The sequence below is a fragment of the Pigmentiphaga sp. YJ18 genome (assembly GCF_038066655.1).
Lineage (GTDB): Bacteria > Pseudomonadota > Gammaproteobacteria > Burkholderiales > Burkholderiaceae_B > Pigmentiphaga.
Genome location: NZ_JBBUKU010000001.1, coordinates 1,040,277 through 1,055,689, shown reverse-complemented (window position 1 = coordinate 1,055,689; position 15,413 = coordinate 1,040,277). Strand labels below are relative to the sequence as shown.

Below are 15,413 nucleotides of genomic sequence, written 5' to 3'. Positions count from 1 at the left end.
ACCACCTAGATATGATAGACATCGACCGTGCCTTCGATCTTCTCGTCGATCATCACGATGCGCTTGCGGGCGATCTTCAGGCCGCCGTCCGTGCGCCGCAGCGTGTAGTCGTAGCGCCCGCCCCGCGTGGCCTGGCCGCGCGGTCCCACGCAATGCACCAGCCAGGACGCACTGACCTCGACCTCGTCGCCGGACTGCCCGATGACCAGGATGTTGGTCGTCTGGTGCGCGGTGCGGTCCAACGGCAGCGACGCGAACGAGTCGCGGCTGCGGATGCGGAACACGCGCTCCTCCAGCCCCAGCCGGGAATCCATGTGCATCAGGCAAAGCTGCGTGCGCGGGTCGGTGGTCAGGGCGTCCTCCGACAGCCAGGCGGGCACGAAATACTCGACGTCCGGCGCGAACAGATCCAGCCAGGCGTCCCAGTTCTTCTCATCCAGGTAGATGGCCTCGCGGGCCAGCAAGGTGGATACCTGCACGTGCAGGTCGGTATCGACGACCATCAGCCCCGCTCCTCGTTCATAACCCGCAGCCAGTGGCGGTAGTAGCCCTGGTAGAAGACCTCGTGGTCCCAGTTGTCGGAAGCCGCGACCGCCTCGCAGCCTATGTCCATCAGCGGCCGGCATTGCGCCCCGGGCTGCATGGCCTTCTCCCCCCGGCCGTAGTCGTTCCACCGGCTGAGCCGGGCTTCGCCGCCGACGGCGGTGTCCTCCAGCGCGGCGATGTCGTCCGAGGTGGCCATGCCCGTGGGCAGGTAGAAATCCACGAACTTGCGCAGCCGCGACGCCCGGGCCTCGGGGCTTTCGCCGCGCGGCGCGATGCACTGGATGCGGACTTCGGTGCGGTCGGCCGACAGCGGACGCAGGATGCGGATCTGCGTCGAGGGCTGGTCGAACAGCAGCATGTTGGGGAACAGGTAGAGATTGCGGCCCATGCCGACCATCCAGTCCACCTTGCGTTCGTCGAACTCGCCCAGCAGGCGCTCGCGGGCCTCGTACAGCGGCGCGGCCTCCGGCGTCGAGCGCCGGGCCCAGATGCCGATGTGCCCGTTGCCGAAATCCGCGGTGCCCGATTCGACCCTGCCCACGATGCGGCCGGCCTCGGTCTTCTGCGTGCCGGCGCCGCCGCGCGCTTCCTCGCGCATGGTCATCGTGGCGGCGAAGACGCGGTGGACGGTGCTGACGTGGTAGCCATCGACGCCGTTCTCGCCGCCCATCTTCCAGTTGCCGCGGATGATGTAGGTGGAATCGCCCTCGACCACTTCCAGCCCCTCGGGCGACTGGTCCACCATCAGGTCTATCCAGACCCGCGTCGGTCCCAGGTGATCCGCCAGTTCGCCCACCTCGGCGCGCAGGCTGCCGAACACGAAGCCCCGATAGCTTTCCACCCGGGGCACCACCTTCAGGCCGAAGCCGTCGCGCAGGCTCTCGTCGTCCGCGTAGGCGCCGGTCTCCTGGTTCTTGATCTTGATGCAGCGCCCCGTCTCGGCATAGGTCCAGCCGTGGAACCGGCAGGTGAAGCTCCGGGCCGACCCCTTGCGCAGCGGCGCGACCACCGTGCCGCGGTGCGCACAGGCATTGGCGAAGGCGCCGATGCTGCCGTCCTTGCGGCGGTTCACCACCACGGGCTGGCGCCCCATGTAGCGCGTCACGTAGTCGCCGTGCCGGGGCAGCTCGCTCTCGTGGCACAGGTAGACCCAGCCGCTTTCGAAGATGCGGGCCATCTCGGCGTCGAACAGCGCCGGATCCCGGTAGATCCCGCGATCGACCAGGAACCTGCCGCCGTTCGCCTCGTCCAGCACGTACCCGGAGAAGCCGGGCCCGCTGGCGGATATCGATGTCGTCATCGTCTCGCTCCACTCGATGTGGAGCGAATCTTAGGTTTGGGGGTGATATATGTAAAATGAAATGATTGAATCTCACTCATTCTTTGGAAGAATGACAAAGGCATGGACAAGCCGCTGTCGCGCAAGCTGGACCTGAACCTGCTGGATCTGTTCGACGCCATCTACCGCACGCGCAATCTCACGGCGGCGGGCAAGGCGCTGGGGCTGAGCCAGCCCGCGATGAGCCACGCGCTGGCCCGCCTGCGCGACATGTACGGCGATCCGCTGTTCGTGCGGCTGGCCAAGGGCGTCGAGCCCACGCCCTTCGCCGACGAACTGGTGGGCCCCGTGTCCCAGGCCTTGCAGATCCTGGCCCAGACGCTGGAGAAGGGCTCGTTCGTGCCGGCGACCGCGCGCCGCGTGTTCCGCCTGGCGATGACCGACATCGGCGAGCACACCTTCCTGCCCCGGCTGATCCGCCATCTCCAGCACCATGCGCCGCAGCTGTGCGTGGAGACCATCGCCACCAGCGCGAGCCCGGAAGAACTGGCCCAGGAACTGTCGAAAGGCACCATCGACCTCGCGCTGGGCGCCATCAACCCCGACATCGCCGGCGTGCGCAGCCGGATCCTGTTCTCGGACGTCTATGCCTGCGTGGCGCGGCCGTCCACCGTGCCGCGCGGCACGCTCAGCCTGCCCGAATTCAAGCGGGCGCGCCATGTGGTGCCGAACGTGGCGGGCACCAACCACTCGACGCTGATCGAGCGCATGCTGGTCGCCAACGGCATGAGCGAACAGGTGGTGGCGCGGGTGACGCACTTCCTGGCCATCGCCGAACTGGTGGCCGATACCGACGTCGTCGCCATCATGCCGCGCAACCTCGCGCTGTCGGTGGCGCGGCGCTGGGGCCTGTGCCACTTCGCGCCGCCGGTGCAGATGCCGGGCTACGACGTGATGGTGTACTGGCACAAGCGCCACGACCAGGAGCCGGGCAACACCTGGCTGCGGGAGGCGATCGTGGAACTGTTCCGGGGCGGGCCGCAACCGGCCGGCACCGCGGACGGAGCCACGGCTGGAAAGCGCCGCCGGTCAGCCCGCTGACCGCGCCTCCAGCAGCGCCTCGATCTTCACCGGCAGGTCCCGCACGCGCACGCCCGTGGCATGGTGGACGGCCGAGGTAATGGCCGCCGCCACGCCCGCCAGTCCGATCTCGCCGATGCCGCGAGCACCCAGTTCGTTCAGCACGGTATCCGGATGCTCGACGAAGTGCACGTCGATGTCCGGCGCGTCGGCATGGGTGGCGACCATGTAGTCCGCCAGGTTGCTATTGATGGGCGCGCCCTGGCGCGGATCGTAAGAGGTTTCCTCCAGCAGCGCCATGCCCAGCCCCATCACGACGGCCCCCTCGATCTGGTTGCGGCCGGTGCGCGGATTGATGATGCGCCCGGCATCGATCACCGTCACGACGCGGGTCACGCGCAGCCGGGCGATGGCCGGCTCCCAGGTCACCTCGACGAAATGCGCGCCGAAGGAATGCATGGAATGGCGCCTGGCCTGGGGATCGGCGTCGCTGCCCTGGGATTGTCCGTGGCCCTCGACCTGCCCGATACCCGCCGCGCGCAGCACGTCCTGGAAAGAAACCCCGGACGACGGCGGCCGGCCTTCGCCATGCAGGCGGCCATCGGTCAACCGCAGGTCTTCGGCCGCCAGGTTCGCCAGTTGCGGGATGCCGGCGCGCGCGGCGCAGGCGGCCAGTTGGCGGACCGCCTCGCGGGCGGCGGCCAGGACCGCGGGCACCAGCGAACCGGTGGCCATCGAGCCCCCCGACGTGGGTCCCGGAGGCAGCGAGGTATCTCCCAGCGCCACCTCGATGCGGTCCGGCGGCAGGCCCAGCACCGAGCCCGCCATCTGCGCCATCACGGTATAGGTGCCGGTGCCGATGTCCTGCGTGGCGCTGGCCACCCGCGCGGTGCCGTCGGCCCGCAGCGTCACGCTGGCCTGCGCCTTCAGCCTGACCGCCATCCACGAACAGGCCGCCATGCCCCAGCCCAGGACCAGGCCGTCGCGCCGCATGGACCCCACGCGCGGATCGCGCCGCGCCCAGCCGAAGCGCTCCGCGCCTTGCAGCAGGCACTCGCGCAGGTGGCGCGACGAGAACGGCAGGCCGGCCGCCTCGTCCCGTTCGGGTTCGTTGCGCAGCCGCAGTTCGACCGGATCCATGCCCAGCTCGATGGCCAGCTCGTCCATGGCCGATTCGATCGCGTACAGGCCGGGCACGGCGCCGGGCCCGCGCATGGACGTGGTCGGCGCGATGTTGCGCCGCGCCGACCCATAGGCCGCGCGCAGGTTGGGCGTGCTGTACAGGAAACCGGTCGCCTCGCCGCAGTTTTCCTTGTGGTATTCGTCCATCGCCACGTGGAACAGGTAGTCGTGCCGCAACGACGTCAGCCGGCCGTCCCGGGTGGCAGACAGGCGCACGCGCTGGCTCGTGTTGGAGCGATGCCCGACGTTGTGGAACATCATGCGGCGGCTCAGCACCAGCTTGACCGGCCAGCCCAGGTCGCGCGCCGCGGCGGCGGCCAGCAGCGAATGCCCCCAGGGCCACAGCTTGCTGCCGAAGCCCGAGCCCACGTGCTCGGTAACGATGCGGACGCGGTCGTCCGGCACGTCCAGCATCCGCACCATCGCCGCCTTGTGGTTCACGATGCCCTGCGTGCTTTCGTACAGCGTGTAGCCGCGGCCGTCGTGCACGGCCACGGTGGCGTGCATCTCCAGGGGATTGTTGGTCTCGGGGGGCGTGGTGTAGGTATGGTCGATGCGGATCGCGGCGCGGTCGAACTCGGCGGCCGCATCGCCCCGCTCGGTGTCCACGCGCGGCTCGTCGTCGGCCGCGAGATCCATGGACACGTCGGGCGTCTGCGCCTCGTACTCCACGGCCACCGCCGCCGCCGCGGCCATCGCCTGCTCCAGCGTGTCGGCTACCACCAGCGCCACGTACTGGCCGTAGTAGCGGATCTCGTCGTCCTCCATGGGCGGGCGGTACTCGTCCAGCTTGGCCGTGCTCTCTTCCACGCGCGGAAAGCGGCCGATGTTCTCGCGGGTATAGACCTTGCGCACGCCCGGCATGCCGCGGGCGACGCCGGCCTCGATGTCCACGATGCGTCCCTTGCCCACGGTGGCGCATACGGGCACGGCGTGCAGCATGTCCGGGAAGCCGTGGTCCGCCGCGTAGCGTGCGCGGCCCGTCACCTTCAACGGTCCTTCCACCCGGATGTGGCCGGCGCCTATGGGGGATTCGGTGTGCTGGGTCATCGTTGCTCTCCGTCAGCCCGCGGCCGTGGCGGTATTCATGGCATGGACCAGGCAGCGCCGCGCCAGCTCGACCTTGAAGGCGTTCTGGCTGTGCGGCCGCGCCTCGCGCAGCAGTTCCCGCGCCGCCGCATCGAACACCGCCGCCGAAGGCGCGCCGCCCGCCAGCAGGACTTCCGCCGGCGCCGAACGCCAGGGCCGCGTGCCTATGCCGCCCATGGCGACGCGCGCGGTCTTGATGCTGCCGTTGGCCATGGTGACGACCACCGCGGCCGAGGCCAGGGCGAATTCATAGGATGCGCGGTCCCGCAGCTTCAGGTAGTGGGAACGGGTGCCGGCGGGCAGGGGCGGCAGCGTCACGTGCGTGATCAGCTCGCCTGGCTCCAGCACCGTCTCGCGCTGCGGCGTGTCGCCCGGCAGCACGAAAAAATCGTCGATACCCACCGTGCGGGCGCCCTCGGGCCCCTGGATGTCGATCGTGGCGCCCAGCGCCATCAGCGCGACGTTCATGTCCGAAGGGTTGCTGGCGATACAGGCTTCGCTGGTCCCCAGTACCGCCAGGTTGCGGTGGTAGCCGCCGATGGCCGGGCAGCCCGAGCCCGGCTCGCGCTTGTTGCAGGGCATCGCCACGTCGCGGAAATACACGCAGCGGGTACGCTGCAACAGGTTGCCGCCGGTCGTCGCCATGTTGCGCAACTGCGCCGAAGCCCCGGACAGCAGCGCTTGCGACAGCACCGGATAGCGCTCGCGGATCAACGGATCCTGCGCCAGGTCCGAATTGCGTACCATCGCGCCGATGCGCACGCCGTGCTCGGGCGTGGCCTCGATGCGGTCCAGCGGCAGATGGCTGATGTCGATCACCATGGCCGGCCGTTCGACGTCCAGCTTCATCAGGTCGATCAGCGTCGTGCCGCCCGCCAGGAACCGGACCGTCGAGCCCTGGCGGTCCTCGGCATAGGCCGCGGCGCCCACCGCCTGGGCCACGTCTTCGGCCCGCCGCAACTGGAATATTTCCATGGCCGCCCCGCTACGCGACGCCGCGGCGCGCCTGCCGCACGGCCGCCAGGATGTTCTGGTAGGCGCCGCAACGGCACAGGTTGCCGCTCATGGCTTCCCGGATGTCGGCGTCCGTCTCGCCGCAGGGCTCGGACAGCAGCGCCGCCGCCGACATGATCTGGCCGGCCGTGCAATAGCCGCACTGATAGGCATCCTGCTCCAGGAAGGCCGCCTGCACCGGGTGCAGTTGGCCGTCCCGGGCCAGCCCTTCCACCGTGGTCACCTCCCGGCCATCCAGCGTGGCCGCCAGCACCAGGCAGGCGTTGACGCGCCGGCCGTCCAGGTGGACGGTACAGGCGCCGCACTGCCCGTGGTCGCAGCCCTTCTTGGTCCCGGCCAGGGCCAGGTGTTCGCGCAGGCAATCGAGCAGGGTGGTGCGGGGGTCCAGGCGCAGTTCGTGGCGCGCGCCGTTGACGGTCAGGCCCACTTTCGTCGACAGGAACATGGCGGGCTGCGAGGCGGGGGTAGGGCACATGGCGATCTCCGGAAGACTCGAAGCCGCAGCAACTGTCGTTCCCGCTCCGGCCCGGCCGGGAGCGGGCGATTGCGCCGTTTCGTCCATTTGGTCCACATACCGGACCATCAATCTCGACATGGGGATCAGCCGAACAGAAAATCCTGCTCTCGCCGGTCCATATTACGGACCAGCAAATCACTAGGAAGACCACCGAGCATGATCAAGGTATTCGACTTGCTGAACGGCGCGCGCATGACCGCCGCCTACGCCGAAGCCAGCCTGGCCCACGGCGTGGAAGCCGTCCATATCACGCTGAACAATTTTCGCGGCATCAATCCCATTCCCGACCTGCGCCATTCGCTGAATCAGTTGGCGGACTACCGCGCGCACCTCGCCACCCTGTCGGACCTGGTCCAGGTGGTCGAGGACGGCGACGGCTTCGAGCGCGCCAGGCAGGCAGGCAAGCTGGGCATCGTGCTGGGCTACCAGAACGTGCCGGGCGTGGAGCGCGACCTGAAACTGATGGAGCTCTTCCACGCGCTGGGCGTGCGCGTGATCCAGGTCGCGCACAACATCCGCAACCTGTATGGCGACGGCTGCGCCGAGCCGGCCGACGCCGGCCTGTCCTCGCTGGGACGCGAGCTGGTGGCCGTGCTGAACGACCTGGGCATCGTCATCGACCTGTCGCACGTGGGCGACCGCAGCGGCCTGGACGTGCTGGCCATCTCGCGCCATCCGGTGGCGGTGACGCACGCCAATGCCTACGCCCTGTGCCCCAACGCCCGCAACAAGAGCGACGCCCTGCTGGACGCGCTCAAGGCCAACGGCGGCGTGCTGGGCATCACCTACCTGCCGCCGCTGGTGCGCATGCCGGGCGAGACGCCGGGCGTGCAGGACGTGGTGGCGCACATCCGCTATGCCATCGACCGCATCGGCGTGGCGCACGTGGGCATAGGCTCGGACTTCATCACCGACCAGCCGGCCGAACGCTACCAGGAATTCATGCGCAAGCCCGAGGTCTACGGGACCTGGCCGTGGCGCTATCCCATCGACGACCTGCAGGCCCAGCAGGACATGCTGGCCGGCCTGGCGGACATCGGCCTGGCGCGCCGGGACATCGACGCCATCGCCCGCGACAACTTCCTGCGCCTCTTTCGCATCGTGATGGCGGGCACGCCCGCCGCCTGACCTCCAAGGACATCCCATGACCAGCAAGACTCCCCTGGGCAAGCTGCCCGCCGCCGTCTTCGGCGACCTCGACATCCCCCGCTATCCGCAGGCCGTCATCGACGCCTTCCTGGCGCTGGAGGACCTGACCGGCACCGTGTCCGACGCCATGGACGAGCTGGGCCTGTGCGGCGTGGTGCCGGGCTGCGACCTGCCGCCCACCCTGCCCGGGCGGCGCATGGCCGGCCCGGCGCTGACCCTGCGCAACGTCGAGCAGCGCGACGATGCCTACAAAGGCGCCAAGGACCGCATCTCCAAGATGGCCGAGATCGAGGCCCACAATCTGGCCGAGCCGGGCGACGTGCTCGTCATCGAAGGCGTCGTGGGCGTCTCCAACATGGGCGGACTGTCGGCCGCCATCGCCAAGCGCCAGGGCGAGGCGGGCGCCGTCATCGACGGCGCCATCCGCGACGTGGAACAGTCGCGCTCGCAGGACTTCCCGATCTGGTCTCGCGGCGTCAGCTCCATCACCGGCAAGTGGCGCCTGGAAACCGTCGCCATCAACGGCATCGTGCACATACGCGGCGTGCAGGTGCGGCCCGGCGACCTGGTGGTGGCCGACGAAGGCGCGATCTGCTTCATCCCGCGCGAAGCCGTCGAGACGGTGCTCAAGCGCGCCCGGGAAATCGGCGAAGGCGAGGCCCGCCGCTACCGCGACATCCAGGACGGCATGCCCATTCCCGAACTGGCCAGGCGCACCCACGTCTACAAGTTCAGCCAGGACCAGCGGGAGGCGACATGATCATCGAACAGCGCCTCTATACCTACCACCCGGGCAACCTCGACGCCTTCGTCACGCTCTACAGGAAGGAGGGCATGGCCGCCCAGATGCGCCACCTGCCTGCGCTGCTGGGCTACTACGTGAGCGAGATCGGCGCCCTGAACCAGACCGTCACGCAGTGGGGCTACCGCAGCCTGCAACAGCGCATGGACTGCCGCGAGGCGCTGTTCGCCGACCCGGACTGGAAGGCGTTCCTGGTCCAGGCCAGGCCGCTGATGCTGGCGCAGGAGTGCCGCATCCTCAAGCCGGCGCCCTTCTTCCGCGAACGCCTGGCCCACCTCATCGACGACGCGCGCGGCCTCGACCTGTCCGGCCAACCTTGACGCGCCACGACACGGGCCGCGACAGGCCCGCAACGGAGACACTCATGTACAAATCCCTCATCCACTGGACGGCCGCCTTCGCGCTGGCCGCCACCGCCACCCTGCCGGCCCGCGCGGCCGATTTCCCCACCCGCCCCGTGCGGCTGCTGGTGCCGTTCTCGCCGGGCGGCGGCATCGACCAGCTGGCCCGCATCGCCGCGGTGAAAATGGCCGAAGACCTCAAGCAGCAGGTCGTCGTGGAAAACATGGCCGGCGCCGGCGGCGCCATCGCCGCCAAGACCGTGGCCAACGCGGCGCCCGACGGCTACACCCTGATCTTCAATTCCTCGTCCGCCGTCGCCACCGGCCTGCTGGGCAAGGAGCGGTTGGGCTTCGACCCGGTCAAGGACTTCGCGCCCGTATCCCTGGTCGCCCAGTTCCCCCTGGTCATGGTGGTCAATCCCAAGGTGCCGGCCAGGAACATGAAGGAGTTCGTCGAACTGCTCAAGAAGAATCCCGACAAGTACAACTACGGGTCTTCCGGCAACGGCACCGCCATCCACCTGGCCTCGGAACTGTTCAAGACCCTGGCCGGCGTCAACATGCAGCACGTGCCCTACAAGGGCACGGCGGCCGCCATGCAGGACCTGCTGGGCGGACGCATCCACATGATGCTGGACGGCGTGCCGCCGCAGATCGGCAACATCCATGAAGGGCGGGTGCGGGCACTGGGCGTGACCACCACCGAACGCTCGCCCATGCTGCCCGACGTGCCCACCATGGCCGAAGCCGTGCCCGGCTACGCATTCCCGTTCTGGGTCGCGATCTACGCGCCGGCCGGCACGCCCAAGCCCGTCCTGGACCGCCTGGCAGCGGCCGTCTCGGCCGCCGCGAAAGACCCGCAATCGCGCCAGCGATTCAAGGACGCGGGGTCCGAGGCCGTCGGCTCCACGCCCGCGGAACTGGCCGCGTTCTGGAAACAGCAGATCGATCTGTACAGCGGCATCGTCAGCAAGACCGGCATCAAGCTAGACGGCGAGTGACGGCCATCCTGCGTGCTACGATGCGCGCCATGAACCGTCCCGACACCAGCGGCGCGCAGACCGTGGACCGGGCCGTCGCGGTGCTGCGGCTCCTGGCGTCGGCCGGCGAATCCGGCCTGCGCCTGATCGACCTCCAGCATGCCTCCGGCCTGTCCAAGCCCACCGTCCACCGGCTGCTGACCTCGCTGCTGCAGCATGGCCTGGTCGAACAGGACGAAGACACCCGGCGCTACCGCCTGGGCATGGAAATGGCGGTGCTGGGCTGGTCCGTCTCCAGCGGCCGCGCCGACCTGCGCCAGCTGTGCGGACCCGACATGCAGGCGCTGGCCGACGAAACCGGCGACACCGCCTTCCTGGCGGTGCGCTCGGGCTACGACACCGTCTGCATCGAACGCAAGATGGGCCCCTATCCCATCAAGGCCTTCACCGTCGACGTCGGCACGCGCCGACCGCTGGGCGTGGGGGCGGGCGGCATCATCATGATCGCGGCCCTGCCCGAGGACGAAGCGGAACTGGTGTTCGAATCGATACGCGAACCGCTGCGGGCCTATCCCAACGTGTCCGAACCGTCGCTGCGCGCCGCCGTCGCGCGGGCGCGCGAGGACGGCTATGCGCTAAGCGACGGCCTGGTCATGACCGGCGTGCGCGGCCTGGCGGTGCGGGTGTCGGATGCGCACGGCGCGCCCATGGCGGCGCTGAGCCTGAGCGCGGTGGAAGACCGGATACGGCCCGAGCGGGTGCCGGCGCTGGTCAAGGCGCTGGAGGAAAGAAGAAAGCGGATCGAGCGCAGCCTGGCGGGGCCTGGGCGGCGCCTGCGGTAGCCCAGGAGACCTTCCCATGATCGACAAGACCCTTTCGAAGGGCCTGAAATTGCTCGAGGCCCTGGCGGACAGCGATACGCCGCGCGGGGTCACCAACATCGCCAGCGAACTCGAACTGTCCAAGAGCAACGCGCACCGTCTGTTGCAGACGCTGGCCGCGCTCGGCTATGTCGATTCCGTCGAAGGCAAGTATTTCGCCACGCCCAAGATCTGGAGCCTGGGCGAAAAGATCGTGGGACGGCTGGCGGTGCGCACCGTGGCCTTGCCGGAAATGGAAAGCCTCGCGCTCGAGACGCGTGAAACGGTGCATCTGTCGATACTCGACAAGACCGAGGTCATCTACCTCGAGAAGATCGACAGCCCGCAGCCCATCCGGGCGTACACCGAGGTCGGCGGCCGGGCGCCCGCCAGCGCCGTCGCGACGGGCAAGGCGATGCTGGCCTACCAGGACGACGACATCATCGCCGCCGCAGCCGCGGCGCTCGCTCCCCACACGCGGCTGTCCCTGGCCGACGACGCGGCCCTGCGCAAGGAACTCGCCGGCGTGCGCAAGCTCGGCTATGCGGTCAATCGCGGCGAATGGCGGGAACGGATAGGCGGACTGGCCGCACCCGTCTTCAACCGCCACGGCAAGGCCGTTGCGGCCATCGGCATTTCAGGCCCGACCGACCGCCTCACGCCCAAGCTGATGCGCGACCATGCGCAGCGGGTGTGCGAAGCCGCCCGCCGGGTCTCGGAAAAACTCGGCTCCTCCGCCTGACCCTGTTCCCCTTCGCTTCCGCCTGACCGCCTCGCGTCCTCATGGGGACGCCGAGGCCGTCGCACGTCGTCCGCGCACGCATCTCCCGATTGACGGCCTTACGCGCCGATGTTTATCATAGGTTCATATTTCGATACGCCGTTCTCTATTTCAGAACAAACACGGCAACGCATGGAAGGGAGACATTCATGCAAGAGGCACACAAGGGGCCGGGCAGACCGTACCGGGTCGGCCTGATTCACGTCGTCGCGAAAGGCGACCCGGTCATCGACACGCAAGACATCGTCGATTTCAAGCGGGGCATGGAGACCATCGGCTATCGGGAAGACGTCGACGTGGTCTACCAGGAGCTGTACGGCAACCGCGATCCCGACCTCGTCCAGGCCCATGCCGACGCCCTCGTGGCCTGGCCCGCGGACGTGATCGTCTCTTTCCTGACCAACGCCAACATCGCCCTCAAGCAAGCCACGCGGGAAGTCAGGATTCCCGTCGTCTGCTGGGCCACCAACCACATCGAGGCGGGGCTGGCAGAAAGCTACAGGCGGCCGGGCATGAACTTCACCGGTTTCTCCTACATCCCCTACAACAACTGGGCCAAGGTCAGGCTGCTGAAGATGGCGGTTCCGGGCCTGACCCGCATCGGCCATCTGTACAACCCGACCTATTCGCCCGCGCCCGCCGTGATGCGCGAGTTCGCCGAGGCCGCGCGCACCATGGGCTGCGAGATGCCGATCTATGAAACGCTGCGGATCGAGGACTTCGAGCCGAGCATCCGCGCCATGAAGCGGGACGGCTGCCAGGCCGTCCTGGTGGGGCCCCATGCCTTGTTCAACATGAACGGCGACGTGCTGGGCAAGCTCTTCCTGGAGGCGCGGCTGCCCGCCGTGGGCAACCAGTTGTCCATCACCCGCGCGGGCGGCCTGGCGACCATCAGTCCGGGCAAGAAGAAGGGTTGGCCGATGATGGCCCAGGTCGTCGACCAGATCCTGCACGGGGCGGATCCCGCGGAAATCCCCATCGACCGCAGCATGCGCGGCCCGACCACGCTCAACCTGAAGAATGCCGGCCTGCTCGGACTCCAGCTTCCCTCGTCCTTGATCGACGAGGCGGACGTGTTGATCGAGTGAGCATCCGTTCCGGGCATCGACGTGACAGACAGCCAACACATCCACTGAGGTCGGTCGTATGGACAGCATGAAATTCCTCGCATTCGCCGGTTTGCTCGCGGGCACGATGGCCACCACTCCCGGCGCCGCGGCCGACGCATCGAACTACCCCGAGCGGCCGATACGCGTGGTCGTCAACTACGCGCCGGGCGGCAGCAGCGATTCCCTGGCGCGCGCGGCACTGGCCGATCTGGAGCCCATCCTGGGGCAAGGCGTCATCGTCGACAACCGCCCGGGCGCCAACGGCAACATCGGCACGGGTTTCGTCGCCAAGTCCCCGCCCGACGGCTATACCCTGGGCGTCAGCGGACTGTCGGGCGTCACCAATTCCTTCCTTTACCGCAACCAGAGCTACGACTTCTTCAAGGACCTCGTTCCCGTCGCCATGATCGCCCGCAACCCGGGCGTGCTCATCGTCAACAAGTCCCTGCCGATACGCACGGCCCAGGAACTGGTGCAATACGCCAAGGCGCACCCGGGCAAGCTGAACTTCGCCTCCGGCGGGCGCGGATCCAGCCTGCACCTGAACGGCGAGATCTTCAAGAGCGCCGCCGGCGTGGACATCGTCCACGTTCCCTATCGCGGGGAAGCGCCGGCCTTGAACGACCTGGTGGGTGGACAGGTGCAGATGATGTTCGCGGTGCTGGCCTCGGCCAAACCCTTCATCGACCAGGGACTGGTCCGGGCGCTGGCTGTTACCAGCCCGGAACGCACGGACCTGATGCCCAGCCTGCCCACCTTGCGCGAATCGGGCATCGGCTTCGGGCTGTACTCGTGGGCGGCGATCTTCGCGCCCGCCAGCACGCCCAGGCCCATCCTGGAGAAACTGAACGTGTCGATCAGAAAGGCCATCGCCCAGCCCAAGACCACCGAACGGCTACGGGAAATGGGGGCCGAGACCGTGGACATGGACCTCGCGCAGATCAAGGCTTACACCGACCAGGAACAGCGGTTCTGGTCGGACGTGTTCTCCAGGCTGCACGTACAGATGGACTAGGGCCTGTTCAGCCTTCGGCGCGGGGCACCGCCGCGCCGGTGATCCCATGGCGCGCCAGCGCCTCCTGGACGAACCCCGACGCCTTCATTTCCTCGACGAAGGCGCGCAGGTAGTCGGCCGCGGCCTCGCCGCGCGACTTGGGCACGCCCATGGCCTGCCGGATCAGCATGAAGTGGCCGGACAACAGATGCACGCCGCCCAGCCGCGCGGCGTCGGCCTCGAGCTGCTGGCGCACGCCCGCCGCCACGTCGGCCCCGCTTTCCAGGAACACGTCGACCACGGCCGGCGACGTGGCCGCCCGCTCGATGCTGGCCTGCTGCAGGCTGCGGCTCAGGTAGAGATCGTAGGCGCTGCCCTTGCCGACCGTGACCCGCACGCCCGGCCGGTCCACGTCGGCATGGGCGGCGATGGGCGAACCGTCGCGCACCAGGTAGGCCCCCTCGATCACCACGTAGGCATCGGTGAACGAGATGAGCTCGCCGCGCTTGGGATCGATGGCGAAAAAGCCGATGTCGGCCTGTTCGGCGGCCACGGCCTCGACCGACTCGCCCGCCGACGGAAAAACCACCAGTTCCAGTTCCACGCCCAGCCGCCTGGCCAGTTCCCGCGCCAGGTCCACCGACACCCCGCGCGCGCCGTGCGGGCCGTCGCGGCTGGCCAGTATGGGATTGCCGACATTGATGGAAGCGCGCAGGACCTGCTTGGGCGTGAAGGCGGCGCGGAGGGCTTCGGTCGGTTGCATGGGCGGTCTGTTCCTTCGGTAGGCCGGCGCGCGAGTGAAAGCCGCTAGCCGGCGCGTTGGACTTCGATCTGCTCCATCACATGGAGCGTCAGCCGGGTGGTGTGGCTGCGCATGGCCAGGTAGGCCTGCTCGGGCTGCCCGGCCAGCACCGCTTCCACGATTTTCTCGTGTTCGCGGTGGGAAGTCTCGAAGCGGCGCTCGACGCCGCTTTGCGCGGCGCGGACCGGCGCCAGCCGGTCACGCAGGTTTTCCACCTGCGCCACCAGGGTCTGGTTCTGCGTGCCCTGGCAGATGAGCTGGTGGAAGCGCGCGTTGAGCTTGAGATAGGCGTCGGCATCGCCGCGCTCGGACACCTGCTGGGTTTCCTCGTGCAGCAGTTCGAGCTGGCGGCGCTGCATCGCGCTCATGCGCTGGGTGGCGATGCGGCAGCACAGCGACTCCAGTTCGCACAGCGCCTCCAGCATGTCGGCAAGCTGCTCGGCGCTGACGTTGGCCACCACGCCGCCCCGGCGCGGCACCAGTTCGATCAGGCCACGGGCGTTGAGCAGGCGCAGCGCCTCGCGGATGGGGGTACGCGATACCTGGAAACGCTCCGCCAGCGAGGGCTCCTCGAGCTTTTCGCCCGGGGCCAGGGTACCCGCGATGATCTCGTCAGCCAGCGACTGGCTGATCCGAGCGGCAATGGTGGTCACGAAAGCATCCTTCTATATGGGCCATCGAATGCCCGCGGATTATACGCGGCACCCATCCCGGCATGAACACGAACGGCATGCGGATATGCTCGTGCCCCATCATTGAACACATTCACGCGAATCTGCATACAAATCGAGGGGCACCTCGGCCCCCTTGGCCAGAGTTCTTCAGGACATCTTCCTGGCACACACATGCCATAAAAATTATCGTAAACCAGTTGACGTGTATACACGA

The 15,413-nt window shown here is 68.3% G+C and carries 16 protein-coding genes; 9 read left to right on the top strand and 7 right to left on the bottom strand.

The genetic code is table 11. From position 1 onward, the window contains the following. Window positions 1-5: 5 nt before the first annotated feature. Both WKR98_RS05190 and WKR98_RS05185 read right to left on the bottom strand, forming a co-directional pair. Window positions 6-503: an aromatic-ring-hydroxylating dioxygenase subunit beta gene (locus tag WKR98_RS05190; RefSeq protein WP_341432275.1), complete on the bottom strand. Its 498-nt coding sequence runs from the start codon at window positions 501-503 to the stop codon at window positions 6-8. Further along, a complete protein-coding gene (locus WKR98_RS05185) occupies window positions 503-1,846 on the bottom strand; it encodes an aromatic ring-hydroxylating oxygenase subunit alpha (RefSeq protein WP_341432274.1) in 1,344 nt (447 codons plus the stop codon). Before WKR98_RS05185 ends, WKR98_RS05190 begins: the two co-directional genes overlap by 1 nt. A gap of 102 nt (window positions 1,847-1,948) precedes the next feature. Here WKR98_RS05185 and WKR98_RS05180 point away from each other — a divergent pair, with 102 nt between their 5' ends. Beyond that, window positions 1,949-2,926, top strand: coding sequence for a LysR family transcriptional regulator (locus WKR98_RS05180; RefSeq protein ID WP_124687130.1), 978 nt, complete (start codon window positions 1,949-1,951; stop codon window positions 2,924-2,926). Here the strand turns inward: WKR98_RS05180 and WKR98_RS05175 are convergent. From WKR98_RS05175 to WKR98_RS05165, 3 genes are read right to left on the bottom strand one after another with little or no spacing between them, the layout of a single operon-like run. Beyond that, window positions 2,915-5,137: a xanthine dehydrogenase family protein molybdopterin-binding subunit gene (locus WKR98_RS05175; RefSeq protein WP_341432273.1), complete on the bottom strand. Its 2,223-nt coding sequence runs from the start codon at window positions 5,135-5,137 to the stop codon at window positions 2,915-2,917. The two genes, WKR98_RS05180 and WKR98_RS05175, sit on opposite strands and share 12 nt — an antisense overlap. 12 nt (window positions 5,138-5,149) lie before the next feature. Continuing rightward, window positions 5,150-6,151, bottom strand: coding sequence for an FAD binding domain-containing protein (locus tag WKR98_RS05170; protein ID WP_341432272.1), 1,002 nt, complete (start codon window positions 6,149-6,151; stop codon window positions 5,150-5,152). A 10-nt stretch (window positions 6,152-6,161) separates the two neighbouring features. Further along, on the bottom strand, window positions 6,162-6,665 hold the full coding sequence (locus WKR98_RS05165; RefSeq protein ID WP_341432271.1) for a (2Fe-2S)-binding protein: 504 nt from the start codon (window positions 6,663-6,665) through the stop codon (window positions 6,162-6,164). A 198-nt stretch (window positions 6,666-6,863) separates the two neighbouring features. Between WKR98_RS05165 and WKR98_RS05160 the strand changes: the two genes are divergently transcribed. The 8 genes from WKR98_RS05160 (at window position 6,864) to WKR98_RS05125 (ending at window position 13,744) form a co-directional block, all read left to right on the top strand. Continuing rightward, complete coding sequence (locus WKR98_RS05160; RefSeq protein ID WP_124687126.1) at window positions 6,864-7,835, top strand: dipeptidase; 972 nt, start codon at window positions 6,864-6,866, stop codon at window positions 7,833-7,835. A gap of 16 nt (window positions 7,836-7,851) precedes the next feature. Beyond that, window positions 7,852-8,616, top strand: a complete 765-nt coding sequence (locus tag WKR98_RS05155) for an RraA family protein (RefSeq protein ID WP_341432270.1) — start codon at window positions 7,852-7,854, stop codon at window positions 8,614-8,616. Then, window positions 8,613-8,978: an NIPSNAP family protein gene (locus tag WKR98_RS05150; protein WP_341432269.1), complete on the top strand. Its 366-nt coding sequence runs from the start codon at window positions 8,613-8,615 to the stop codon at window positions 8,976-8,978. Before WKR98_RS05155 ends, WKR98_RS05150 begins: the two co-directional genes overlap by 4 nt. Window positions 8,979-9,022: 44 nt before the next feature. Continuing rightward, window positions 9,023-10,000 carry a Bug family tripartite tricarboxylate transporter substrate binding protein gene (locus tag WKR98_RS05145; protein WP_341432268.1) on the top strand — a complete coding sequence of 326 codons (978 nt, stop codon included), beginning with the start codon at window positions 9,023-9,025 and terminating at the stop codon, window positions 9,998-10,000. A gap of 29 nt (window positions 10,001-10,029) precedes the next feature. Then, window positions 10,030-10,821 (top strand): IclR family transcriptional regulator, encoded by a 792-nt coding sequence (locus WKR98_RS05140; protein WP_161567629.1) that lies wholly within the window; start codon window positions 10,030-10,032, stop codon window positions 10,819-10,821. A gap of 16 nt (window positions 10,822-10,837) precedes the next feature. Continuing rightward, on the top strand, window positions 10,838-11,581 hold the full coding sequence (locus WKR98_RS05135; RefSeq protein WP_124687121.1) for an IclR family transcriptional regulator: 744 nt from the start codon (window positions 10,838-10,840) through the stop codon (window positions 11,579-11,581). Between the two features lie 188 nt (window positions 11,582-11,769). After that, window positions 11,770-12,708, top strand: a complete 939-nt coding sequence (locus tag WKR98_RS05130) for an ABC transporter substrate-binding protein (RefSeq protein ID WP_341432266.1) — start codon at window positions 11,770-11,772, stop codon at window positions 12,706-12,708. 67 nt (window positions 12,709-12,775) lie between these two features. Continuing rightward, the gene (locus WKR98_RS05125) at window positions 12,776-13,744 is read left to right on the top strand and encodes a Bug family tripartite tricarboxylate transporter substrate binding protein (RefSeq protein ID WP_341432265.1); all 969 of its coding nucleotides are present in this window, start codon (window positions 12,776-12,778) and stop codon (window positions 13,742-13,744) included. 7 nt (window positions 13,745-13,751) lie between these two features. Here the strand turns inward: WKR98_RS05125 and WKR98_RS05120 are convergent, their stop codons facing one another. Together WKR98_RS05120 and WKR98_RS05115 are read right to left on the bottom strand one after the other, a co-directional pair. Beyond that, window positions 13,752-14,486, bottom strand: a complete 735-nt coding sequence (locus tag WKR98_RS05120) for an ABC transporter substrate-binding protein (protein WP_341432264.1) — start codon at window positions 14,484-14,486, stop codon at window positions 13,752-13,754. A 44-nt stretch (window positions 14,487-14,530) separates the two neighbouring features. Beyond that, window positions 14,531-15,178: a GntR family transcriptional regulator gene (locus WKR98_RS05115; protein WP_341432263.1), complete on the bottom strand. Its 648-nt coding sequence runs from the start codon at window positions 15,176-15,178 to the stop codon at window positions 14,531-14,533. Between the last annotated feature and the right edge of the window lie 235 nt (window positions 15,179-15,413).

Excerpts from the sequence above, each read along its gene's own strand:
- WKR98_RS05190 (WP_341432275.1), bottom strand. The coding sequence starts at position 503 with ATGGTCGTCGATACCGACCTGCACGTGCAGGTATCCACCTTGCTGGCC.
- WKR98_RS05185 (WP_341432274.1), bottom strand. The coding sequence starts at position 1,846 with ATGACGACATCGATATCCGCCAGCGGGCCCGGCTTCTCCGGGTACGTG.
- WKR98_RS05180 (WP_124687130.1), top strand. The coding sequence starts at position 1,949 with ATGGACAAGCCGCTGTCGCGCAAGCTGGACCTGAACCTGCTGGATCTG.
- WKR98_RS05175 (WP_341432273.1), bottom strand. The coding sequence starts at position 5,137 with ATGACCCAGCACACCGAATCCCCCATAGGCGCCGGCCACATCCGGGTG.
- WKR98_RS05170 (WP_341432272.1), bottom strand. The coding sequence starts at position 6,151 with ATGGAAATATTCCAGTTGCGGCGGGCCGAAGACGTGGCCCAGGCGGTG.
- WKR98_RS05165 (WP_341432271.1), bottom strand. The coding sequence starts at position 6,665 with ATGTGCCCTACCCCCGCCTCGCAGCCCGCCATGTTCCTGTCGACGAAA.
- WKR98_RS05160 (WP_124687126.1), top strand. The coding sequence starts at position 6,864 with ATGATCAAGGTATTCGACTTGCTGAACGGCGCGCGCATGACCGCCGCC.
- WKR98_RS05155 (WP_341432270.1), top strand. The coding sequence starts at position 7,852 with ATGACCAGCAAGACTCCCCTGGGCAAGCTGCCCGCCGCCGTCTTCGGC.
- WKR98_RS05150 (WP_341432269.1), top strand. The coding sequence starts at position 8,613 with ATGATCATCGAACAGCGCCTCTATACCTACCACCCGGGCAACCTCGAC.
- WKR98_RS05145 (WP_341432268.1), top strand. The coding sequence starts at position 9,023 with ATGTACAAATCCCTCATCCACTGGACGGCCGCCTTCGCGCTGGCCGCC.
- WKR98_RS05140 (WP_161567629.1), top strand. The coding sequence starts at position 10,030 with ATGAACCGTCCCGACACCAGCGGCGCGCAGACCGTGGACCGGGCCGTC.
- WKR98_RS05135 (WP_124687121.1), top strand. The coding sequence starts at position 10,838 with ATGATCGACAAGACCCTTTCGAAGGGCCTGAAATTGCTCGAGGCCCTG.
- WKR98_RS05130 (WP_341432266.1), top strand. The coding sequence starts at position 11,770 with ATGCAAGAGGCACACAAGGGGCCGGGCAGACCGTACCGGGTCGGCCTG.
- WKR98_RS05125 (WP_341432265.1), top strand. The coding sequence starts at position 12,776 with ATGAAATTCCTCGCATTCGCCGGTTTGCTCGCGGGCACGATGGCCACC.
- WKR98_RS05120 (WP_341432264.1), bottom strand. The coding sequence starts at position 14,486 with ATGCAACCGACCGAAGCCCTCCGCGCCGCCTTCACGCCCAAGCAGGTC.